The following is a 9,512-nucleotide window of genomic DNA, read 5'->3' on the forward strand; positions in this document are numbered from 1 at the left end:
AAATGCTAAAACTTCGTTGTGCTTACCTCAACGACCTCTTGGCTATTTGAGGCTTTTGCAAAACCGGGATGCTCCCGATTAACGCAGATAATTTTGAGATTGTTTGGGAATGAGTGCAAGAAGTTTCATAGTCCCGGTTCCGGGCGGGCAAATCACCCGCCCTAGAAAAAGATTTAGCTTAATATTGAGGTACAGACGGGTCTACTTCTTCACTCCAAGCAGTAATCCCGCCCTTAACATTAATCCCCTCAATTCCCGCTTCTTTCAAAATGCTCAAGGCCTTCGCAGAACGTCCGCCCATTTTGCAGTGTGCAATCAAGCGGTGGCCGTTCAACAATTCCTTGACTTTGGCGACACCTGCGCCGTGTTCGATATCCGGCAAAGGAACTAAAACCGACCCAGGAATTTGACCAATTTGATACTCGTTGGGATTCCGAACATCTAACAATACAAAATCCTTCGCACCGCTGTCGATTAATTTCTTAAGTTCTTTGACAGTCATCTCGGGAATTTTCTGTTGTTCCGCTTCCTCGGCTTTTGCTTTATTAAAACCGCAGAATTCTTCGTAATCGATTAACTTTTCAATTACGGGGCGCACTGGATTCGGGCGCAGTTTCAATTGCCGGAACGTCATATCTAAGGCATTGTAAAGCAACAATCTGCCGCTCAAAGTTGTGCCTTGACCTAAGATAATCTTGATAGCTTCCGTTGCTTGGATAGAACCGACAACTCCGCACAAAACGCCTAAAACGCCGCCTTCGGCACAAGAAGGAACCATCCCAGGAGGCGGGGGTTCGGGGTACAAATCGCGATAATTCGGGCCGCCTTCGTAGTTGAAAACTGTTGCTTGCCCTTCAAATCGGAAGATGGAACCGTAGACGTTGGGCTTGTTTAAAAGCACGCACACGTCGTTCATTAAATAGCGAGTCGGGAAGTTGTCCGTACCGTCGATGATGATATCGTAAGGAGTGGCAATGTCGATCGCATTTTCGGAACTAACGCGAGTATCGTACAAATCAACTTGACAAAAAGGATTAATTTCTAAAATCCGATTTTTAGCCGACTCAATCTTCGGTTTCCCAACCCAAGATGTGCCATGAATTACTTGTCGCTGCAAGTTGGAATGGTCAACAATATCAAAGTCTACAATGCCAATGCGGCCAACACCGGCGGCTGCTAAATACAGCAGCAGCGGAGAACCGAGGCCTCCCGTACCGATGCAGAGCACACTGGCAGCTTTGAGACGCTTCTGCCCTTCCAATCCAACTTCTGGCAGGATCAGGTGGCGAGAGTAGCGTTCGTATTCTTGTTTGTTGAGCTGGATCTCATCCAGATTAGGATTTAGCATGATATTGTGTGTAGCGCAGATTTTGAATTATATCCTATCTGAATCTTTCGCATTTTTACCTGTTTGTTATTTTTACTAATTATTTCTTAATCTCAGTCGGTTCCTGTGCGAGAATTTCCTCTGCTTGAAAGTTCCCCTCTGCGTCAAGACTCCAACTGCGGAGGTCTTCTGAACTGCCTTGTCGGACGGACACTATGATGTAAGAGTATTGGGCCCAGGCCAATGTCCGATCGCACTCTGAGGGCACTGCGGGACAATCTGGGTGAGAATGATATATGCCGATGATGTCTAAATTGCGATCGCGCCCATGTTTCATCGCCCGCAACATATCTTCGGGCTTTATAGCATATCTGCGTCTTTCTGTCAATCCTTTTTGTTCGGGCCAATTCTCCTCAGCCTCAGCACTCCAAGCATTGTCAGTCGGCCAAACTTCCACTAAAGTTTTAACATCGCCAGTAACTCGACCGAGCAACAAACCGCAGCATTCTTCTGGATAAGCGCTTTCGGCGTGGGTGCGGATGGATAAAATGTGAGATTCGGAAAGTGCGATATTTTGCATTTTCTTTTAGGCTTTTTTGACGAACCGCGAAGACGCGAAGGAGGCGAAGGAAGAGAGGAGAAGGGAAGGGAAAGTCTTTATATAACTAATGTCAAATAAACCCGGTTTCTTCTCATCAATATTGGGTTTATTAACGAAGAATCTAGGAAGAAACCGGGTTTATTACCCCGTGCGTAAGTCTTTGGCTATCTAGCCCTCAATTGCTATCAAGTCGGAGTTTGCTGCAATTCGGGTCGTTCGTCTGGGACGATCGCATTTTCGACTGGACACACCTGCAAACAAATGCCGCAGTCAATACAGGTATCAAAATCAATCCAAAACCAATCAGTACCCTTGACATTTTTGCCGGGGCCGGGGTGAATGCAAGCAACCGGACAAGCGCCGACGCAATCAGCAATTCCCTCGCAAATATTCGTAACAATAGTGTGTGCCATAGTGTTCTCTCAAAACATTTTAGTTAGATCGGGAATTAGCAATTAGCAATTGGCCAAACCTTCTCTCAATCAGCAGGATACATAATATCATATCTGGTGATTTTTAACCAATTACTAACTACTAATTACCAATTACCCATTAGGCTAATTTACCGTTTCAATTGTTGGCAATCCTTCGGCATTTACCCAAGCAATTTGAGTAATTCGTCGATCGCGCGCGTATTCCCGCGCCTCCTCCTCTGTCTCCCGACTCTCCAAATCTATTTCTACCCGAACTAGGTGAGTAGACTCTCGGAGTTTGCGGGCATAATCAAAAGCCGCCGCCGCCGCTTCGGGAGTTTGAGGCACAACCAACCATTCGCTAGCTGGCGTCTCCGTGGGCAATTGCCCCTCTGTCAGCAAAACTTGGTGCAAATCTTCAATATTCAGACAAAACCCGATGCCGGGGGAATTTTGCCCTTGGGGATCGAACAGTCCTAAAAGTCGATCGTACCGCCCGCCTTGTCCTAAAACTCGCTGTCCGCTTTTGCTGCTGCTGACAACTTCAAACACTATTCCAGTGTAGTAGTCAAATGTTTGAATTAAACTCAAATCGAGGTGGATGTGAGATTTTAAATTGGGGATTTTTGCTTGACATTTGTGCAGTAGTTCGATCGCCGATTTGAGATTATTTAACGCGGCTTGCTGCGGCAAATCTAAATCTAGTTTGGCAACAATTGGCAACACATCTTCTGGGCGGCCGCGCAAGTCAAATAACAGCAGAGCTCTTTCTCGCAATTCGTCAGACAGCGGCAAGGTTTCTAAGGCGATGCGATCGAGATTGGCGATCGCCCCCCGAACTTTTTGGCGCACGTTTGGCGGAAACGGTTCCAGCAATGTTGCAGTCAAGCCGGCTTCTCCCAAAACCAAATGCCAGTCATCAATTTCCAAGTTCTGCAAGCACTCAGACAGCAGCAGCAGCACTTCCGCATCCGCAACGCTTCCCCCCGCGCCGAGAAGTTCTACCCCAGCTTGATAGAACTCCTGTTGCCCGCCTGAGCCAGTATCTGGGCCTTTGCGGAAGACGTTGGCGTTGTAGTAGAGGCGCTGAGGCTGCCAGCGAGTCCCGGACATCCGCATTGCAGCCGCGCGGGCGATGGATGCTGTCAATTCCGGCCGCAAACCAAGTTCTCCATCCTCGGCGTCTTGCAGTTGAATTAAGGTCGATCGGTCGATCGCGCCCCCAGCCATCAAAGTCTCCAGCCTTTCTAGTGTAGAGGTAATAATCCGGTGATAGCCCCAGCGGTGAAAAACCTGCTGTAAGCGCCGTTCGATCGAAATTTTTTGAGCAACGTCAAGGGGCAATAAATCTCTTGCACCGGATGGGGGTTGGTGAACCATATCAATTTTAGAGTTTAGACTTTAGATTTTCGATTGGGCTTAGAAGCTTGGCTTGAGGGACGGTGTTAAAGTCGAACCAGGCAAGCCTAACACTCGACTTTAACAAATTAAGGTGTCATATCAATTTTAGATTTTAGACTTTAGATTTTTGATTGGGCTTAGAAGCTTAGCTTTAGGAAACGGTGTTAAAGTCGAACGTGGCAAGCCTAACCTTCGACTTTAACAAATTAAGGTATCAATAATACGCTTGGGTTCAGAAGACCGGGCGCTTGAAACCGCCCTATTATCTTTTCAACGATTCAAAACTGACAACTGACAACTGACAACTTCTCACTTCTTCTTCCCGCCAAACAAACTTGCAAAAAATCCTGGTTTCTCCTCACCTTTTTTGGCTTTTGCGGCAGCTTGTTCCAGCTTTTTCTTAACCTCCAAAGCCGTCGGTTCTTCAGGATTTGATGCCAAAGCTTTGTTCATCTCAAGTTTCGCCATTGTCGCTTGATTTTGCTCAAAGTAACACATTGCTAACATAGCGTGAGCCTTGCTGTGTTTTGGAGTGCGCTTCAGGGCTTCTCTCAACTCCAAACTTGCTTTAGCGTAATTTTTGCTGTCCATAAATCCTTGAGCTCGGCGGCAATAGGCTTCTGTCTGCGAGTCTGGGGGTTCGACTTTAGGCGGAGTTGGGGGTGGGGTTGGGGGTGGGGTTGCTGCTGCTGCTGCTGTTTTTTCTGTGCTAGTTGGGGCTGTGGCTTTTGCAGATGAACCGGGTGCAACCGCACCACCGCCAAGGCGCTCTTTTCGCAGCAGGTAAACCATGTTAAGTTCACTAATTTGAGCGATCGCATCTTCGGTTTCCTTAACTGATTCGTACTGCTTAAGAGCCAGTTTTCCAACTGCTGTTTTGTAAGCTTCTTCCCAATTTTGATCGGTAACTAACTGTTTGGCTGCTGCGCTTTCGATTTGCATTTTCGCCTGTTCTTTAACCACGCGCTTGCCGATGGCTGTTAATAGCAGGTTGTATTCTTTGCGATCGCTTTCCTTGGAGAATTTGTTGTAAGCCGGATTGACTACTTTTGACAAAAATTGGTTAGCCCAATCTTTATCGGCTTGGCTTTCAAAAGAGCAAGTATCCGAATGCAAGCGGCGGGCGATTTTCATGTAGCGCTTGCGGATGTCGTTAAACTCGGCGTCTAAGGGAATTCCCAAAATTGCGTGCTGATCTGTAAAGTCGTACTTGAACAGCCCTTTTGTCATTTCAAAAGACATAACTTTTACTCTTCCTTTCCTGGCTTTTCACTATTCTTTAATGTAGCTTGAGTCAAGGGGTTCTGACCCCCGTACTACCCCCGATCTATTGCTGGGGGCACGTTACCCCAAGAAGATAAGGGAGGAACTGCTAGCAGTGCGCCACTGAGTTCGCCGTGTATTTTGCCGTTTGTGGCCAAAATCCGACCCGAGTTGATCTCAAAGGCACTGCCGTCATAAGCTGTAATTTGACCTCCGGCTTCGGAGACGATGACTACACCGGCAGCTACGTCCCAAGGGGCAAGTCCCCGTTCCCAGTATCCGTCCGATCGCCCGCAGGCGAGGTGTGCGAGGTCTAGGGATGCGGAACCGCTGCGCCGCACGCCTTGGGTGAGGTGGGTGAGATGACAGAATTCGGCATAATTATTGTCTGCTGTTTCGCGCCGATCGTATGCAAAGCCAGTGACTAGCAAGCTGGTTCTCAATTCTGAGATTTGGGAAACTTCGATCGGCCTCCGGTTGCAGGTTGCCCCCAATCCTTTGCCTGCTCGAAACAATTCGTTATGAAAAGGGTCGAAAATTACTCCGATTTGTGGTATGCCGTCGATTAAAAGCCCGATCGACACGGCGTAAAAAGGATATTGGTGAGCATAATTGGTTGTGCCGTCCAAAGGGTCGATTGCCCACAGGTATTTGCTGCTGGCATCCCCTAATTTGCCTGATTCTTCGGCGAGGATGGCGTGATCGGGTACGTGGCGGCCGAGAATTTCTAAGATGACGGCTTCTGAGGCTTTGTCGGCTTCTGTGACTAAATCGCCCGATCGGCCTTTTTCTTGAATTTTTTCTAGTTTTCCGCAGAAAGATTTCAGGACGGAACCGGCGGCTAAGGCTGCTTCGGTGGCTATTTCTAAGAAGTTTTGCAGTTGATTATCAGTCATTGGGAATTGGGAATTGGGAATTGGGAATTGAGAATTGCTTCCAATGACAACTGTCAACTGCCAACTGCCAACTGTCAACTGACAACTGCCAACTGTCAACTGTCAACTGTCAACTGTCAACTGAACTATTGCCGATTTTGCTGGCGGAATTCTGCAGGAGTTTGGCGCAAAGCTCGTTCTGGATTCCACAGGCCTTTACCCATGAGTCTCGCCCATTCTTGAGCGTTCACCAGTCGCTGCTGGTATTTGGTGTTGGGCGATCGCACTGAAGCCAGGGCATAACCTTCTTTGACTAGCTGTTCGTTGAGCAAAACTTTATCTTGCCACAAGTAGGCTAGTTTGCGATCGAACTGGTCTTTCTCTTCAATGTCTGATTCTAACAATACCTGTTTTCCCCCAATTAGCTGTTCTAGTCTTTGTTTGGCTGCTTCTCCCCAAGGCTGCTGTTTTAAATCCGGGGCATCAATACCAATCAGCCTGATTTGTTCTAATAAGGCTATTTTGTCGGCTGTACTGATAACTTCGATTGTTTGCCCGCTGATGGCCCTTTCTACTTTGGCGATCGTACCTTGGGGCATTTCTGGTTTTTGGCAGCTAGCTAACAATAGACAAAGGGCGATCGCACATAACCGATAAAGCATGGATAATTGGTAGTTGATAATTTATAGAATTAATTGCCTCACTCTTCATCCAACGGCAAACCGACTTTAACTTTACCTTTCCCGAAATAGCGGCCGAATTGCAGTTCGTACACTTCGTCTTCGTCTTGCGTCTCTACCTCGATGTTGGAACGGGGATAGCAGACGCACAGCAGGGCATAACCTTCTTTTTGCAGTTCCACAGACAGCCCCATTGCTTCTGGCTGGTGCAGTTCCCCCGACTTGACGCGCACCGCACAGGCCGTACAAGCGCCGTTGCGGCAGGAAAACGGTAATTCTATTCCTTGGTTTTCGGCGCTTTGGAGGATGTATCGGTCTTCGGGTACTCGCACGGTGTGGCGATCGCCTGTCTGTCTGTTATGAATTTTAATTGTGTAAGAGTTAGTCATGGAATTTTAGATTTTAGATTTTAGATTTTAGATTGGGGTGGGCGGGGCAAGAGCCTTGAAATGAATGGGTTTGCGACCACGGGAGGAGAACCCAAGCCTGCCCGTTTCACACCCTACCCATATTAAACAGCAAATTTATGCCGTTACCCCTTCCCAAATCAGATTTGTTCTGCTAAGATAGTTTAGCTGTGGCTAAATGAATTAATTTAGCCCTGGAGAGGTGGCCGAGCGGTTGAAGGCGCACGCCTGGAAAGTGTGTTTAGGGCAACTTAACGAGGGTTCGAATCCCTCCCTCTCCGTTAAACAAGTTGTTTAGGCAAAAAAAAACAGCTTGCAACAAAAATCTCTGATATGAGATAAATACTTTGATTAGAGCGATCGCCCTTGAGTTCTTTTAGAAAAATCAAGGGCGATCGCTTTTCAATGTTTGAGTGTAAATTAGGGCGATCGGGCCGAAAAACACGCCCAGATATAATGTTAATACTAGAAAACCATAGTGACGCTCCTACACCAATCGCCAGCGATATAGTCTAGGAGCGTCACTTAATTGTTTTTTCCAAATTTATCTTTGAACTAATCATACCTTTATTTCGCAACTCCCATCGGTAACATTTAGGGACTGTCGGCATAGGACCAGATGCCTCTGGCATGGGCATCGGGCATCGGGCATGGGTAATAGTTAGTGGTTACTGGTTAGTAGTTTTTCTAATCACAAATAACCAATACCCTATTGGCAATGCCCAATTTCCCATGCTCAATTTCCCAATTAAATGAACAAGCTAGGTGAGATTTTAAAATAATCGCCTAGTGCCTTAGCTTGTGCCTTGCTAATCGCTCTTTTCCCATTCACAACCTCAGACACCACACCGCTCGATCCAATGATACCTACCAAGTCCGCTTGACGGGTGCCGCTGGATTCCATGATGTGTTGCAAAATCTCATGAGGCTCCGATTCGATCGGATAATTTTCTGTCTCATAAACTTCAATCAGCGTTACTAACAACTTGTATAAAATTCTCTCCTCTGGAGTGAGGTTTTTAGCGAAGGTTAGCCGTTCTGCCACTGCCAGGAAGCGATTGTATTCCTCTTCGGTTTCGATCGCCTTGGGAGCAATTTCTGCAAGCAAGTTGCTATAAGTTGCTCGGTCAAAAGTAAGTATCATTTTTCCATTTGTCTTTGTCGTATTCAGCATGGGTTAGGAAATATTTGTAGAAAATAGTTTGAGCCTCGTAGTTGATGCCCACAATCAGGCGATACTTGTTGCCTTTGATATTAAAGACGGTGAAGTTTCCTACTGCTTCGGCATCCCGGAACTCCTTGCGAACCTCCTCCAAATTCTGCCATTTTGCATTCTTAAATTTTTTATGCAAGGTATCAATTTCAGTTTTGACATCGGGATACTGGGCCGCATCATTACGGAGGTTGGAGATCGAGATTAGGTGCATGGGTTTTTGGTTGGTGTCTTTTTTTGTCTAACATCGCAACCTTGATCCGGTAGTGGTGCAGAAGTAAGGTTTTTGGCATTCTCAATCCATATCCAGAAAGGGTTGTATTGAATTGCATCATTACTGTTGCAGGACTACGCTTGATCCTTGACTACTATGCTTATACTCTCATATTGAGAGGAAGATGTCAAGAGCAGATCGAGTAAAAATTCTTTAACCGACTCCAAGTGGGTTTTGTCTGTGTAGACGCGGTTGGAAACCGCAGGCTTTGTCTTTAATCCCACTCTTCCTCCCCCGACTTGATCCTCATCGTGTAAAAAAGCTTCTAGCAGCGTGGTTCTGGCGATCGCATGGAAGTTGTGGAAACTCGCCTTTTTGCAGCGTTCAAAGACTATCTAGCCGCTTATTTGGATTTTGTCGATCGCGCCGAACAGATGAGATGGGGCGCAAAGTTAGATAGTATCTAACAAGCTCAACTGTGCTATTTGCGGTATCGTGCCGAAAAAAACTCGGCCCAGGGAATGTTTAAGCGGTTCTACGGCGAGGAATGGACTAAGCGAGTATATTCAAGGATTTTTGTTCAATTGGGAACGGAAGCTGGCACAATTGGTAAGTAACAAGAATTAATTTTAATAGAAGCTTCAGCCACTACACTTATTAGTGTAGGTTGGCATGAGGAAAATGCCAATGGTCAAAAAAAATCGCAATGTAGTTAGTTCCAATTCAGAAAGTAAAGTCAAAGTCGGACTTTCGCTGACTTCTTCTAGTGCCGATCGATTAAACGTGATCGCTCAAAAGCTCGGAATATCAAGGTCGGAACTCCTAGAACGCTTGGCACAAGGCGCTCTGGATATTTCTAAGGACAAGACGGAAGTTACTGTCACTTGGAAAAAAGGTGAAGAAACGCAGGTAGAGTCCCCCGACTTGCAAGGGGAAACAGCCGAAGAAAGCGCCATTAATGACGCTGTAACGGCAGAAACTCTATCGGACTCGGTGAGTGTAAAGCCAAATCCGCTGCAAGAAAGTTACGAAAGTTTACAGCAGCAGTTGAGTGAACGCGAAAGTTCGATCGCTTCTTTGCAGCAGCAATTAGCTACCGAAAAGCAAAATCTCGAAGG

General features: G+C 46.6%; 11 protein-coding genes and 1 tRNA gene. 2 read left to right on the forward strand and 10 right to left on the reverse strand.

Features of this window, described 5'->3' with window-relative positions; all coding sequences use genetic code 11:
* Nucleotides 1-178 precede the first annotated feature (178 nt).
* From moeB to QUA44_RS19720, 8 genes are all read right to left on the reverse strand, one after another.
* Nucleotides 179-1,348 (reverse strand): molybdopterin-synthase adenylyltransferase MoeB, encoded by a 1,170-nt coding sequence (gene moeB, locus QUA44_RS19685; RefSeq protein ID WP_333253642.1) that lies wholly within the window; start codon nt 1,346-1,348, stop codon nt 179-181.
* Nucleotides 1,349-1,427: 79 nt separating this feature from the next.
* Nucleotides 1,428-1,907 carry a M67 family metallopeptidase gene (locus QUA44_RS19690; protein ID WP_333253640.1) on the reverse strand — a complete coding sequence of 160 codons (480 nt, stop codon included), beginning with the start codon at nt 1,905-1,907 and terminating at the stop codon, nt 1,428-1,430.
* A gap of 206 nt (nt 1,908-2,113) precedes the next feature.
* Nucleotides 2,114-2,341, reverse strand: a complete 228-nt coding sequence (locus QUA44_RS19695) for a ferredoxin family protein (protein ID WP_333253636.1) — start codon at nt 2,339-2,341, stop codon at nt 2,114-2,116.
* 144 nt (nt 2,342-2,485) lie between these two features.
* Nucleotides 2,486-3,721, reverse strand: a complete 1,236-nt coding sequence (locus QUA44_RS19700; protein WP_333253635.1) for an ATP phosphoribosyltransferase regulatory subunit — start codon at nt 3,719-3,721, stop codon at nt 2,486-2,488.
* 330 nt (nt 3,722-4,051) lie between these two features.
* Nucleotides 4,052-4,984: a tetratricopeptide repeat protein gene (locus QUA44_RS19705; RefSeq protein ID WP_333253634.1), complete on the reverse strand. Its 933-nt coding sequence runs from the start codon at nt 4,982-4,984 to the stop codon at nt 4,052-4,054.
* A 74-nt stretch (nt 4,985-5,058) separates the two neighbouring features.
* Nucleotides 5,059-5,901, reverse strand: a complete 843-nt coding sequence (locus QUA44_RS19710; protein WP_333253631.1) for an inositol monophosphatase family protein — start codon at nt 5,899-5,901, stop codon at nt 5,059-5,061.
* A gap of 125 nt (nt 5,902-6,026) precedes the next feature.
* On the reverse strand, nt 6,027-6,542 hold the full coding sequence (locus QUA44_RS19715; RefSeq protein WP_333253627.1) for a thermonuclease family protein: 516 nt from the start codon (nt 6,540-6,542) through the stop codon (nt 6,027-6,029).
* Between the two features lie 38 nt (nt 6,543-6,580).
* Complete coding sequence (locus tag QUA44_RS19720) at nt 6,581-6,949, reverse strand: 2Fe-2S iron-sulfur cluster-binding protein (protein ID WP_333253626.1); 369 nt, start codon at nt 6,947-6,949, stop codon at nt 6,581-6,583.
* A gap of 214 nt (nt 6,950-7,163) precedes the next feature.
* Between QUA44_RS19720 and QUA44_RS19725 the strand changes: the two genes are divergently transcribed.
* Nucleotides 7,164-7,248, forward strand: a tRNA-Ser gene (locus QUA44_RS19725).
* A 467-nt stretch (nt 7,249-7,715) separates the two neighbouring features.
* Here the strand turns inward: QUA44_RS19725 and QUA44_RS19730 are convergent.
* Complete coding sequence (locus QUA44_RS19730; protein ID WP_333253624.1) at nt 7,716-8,111, reverse strand: transcriptional regulator; 396 nt, start codon at nt 8,109-8,111, stop codon at nt 7,716-7,718.
* A complete protein-coding gene (locus QUA44_RS19735; protein WP_265239314.1) occupies nt 8,095-8,394 on the reverse strand; it encodes a type II toxin-antitoxin system HigB family toxin in 300 nt (99 codons plus the stop codon). Before QUA44_RS19735 ends, QUA44_RS19730 begins: the two co-directional genes overlap by 17 nt.
* Nucleotides 8,395-9,081: 687 nt before the next feature.
* Between QUA44_RS19735 and QUA44_RS19740 the strand changes: the two genes are divergently transcribed.
* A partial coding sequence (locus QUA44_RS19740; protein WP_333253622.1) for a ribbon-helix-helix protein, CopG family occupies nt 9,082-9,512 on the forward strand: 431 nt, incomplete at its 3' end.

It is taken from the genome of Microcoleus sp. N9_A2, from assembly GCF_036701775.1.
Classification (GTDB): domain Bacteria; phylum Cyanobacteriota; class Cyanobacteriia; order Cyanobacteriales; family Microcoleaceae; genus Microcoleus.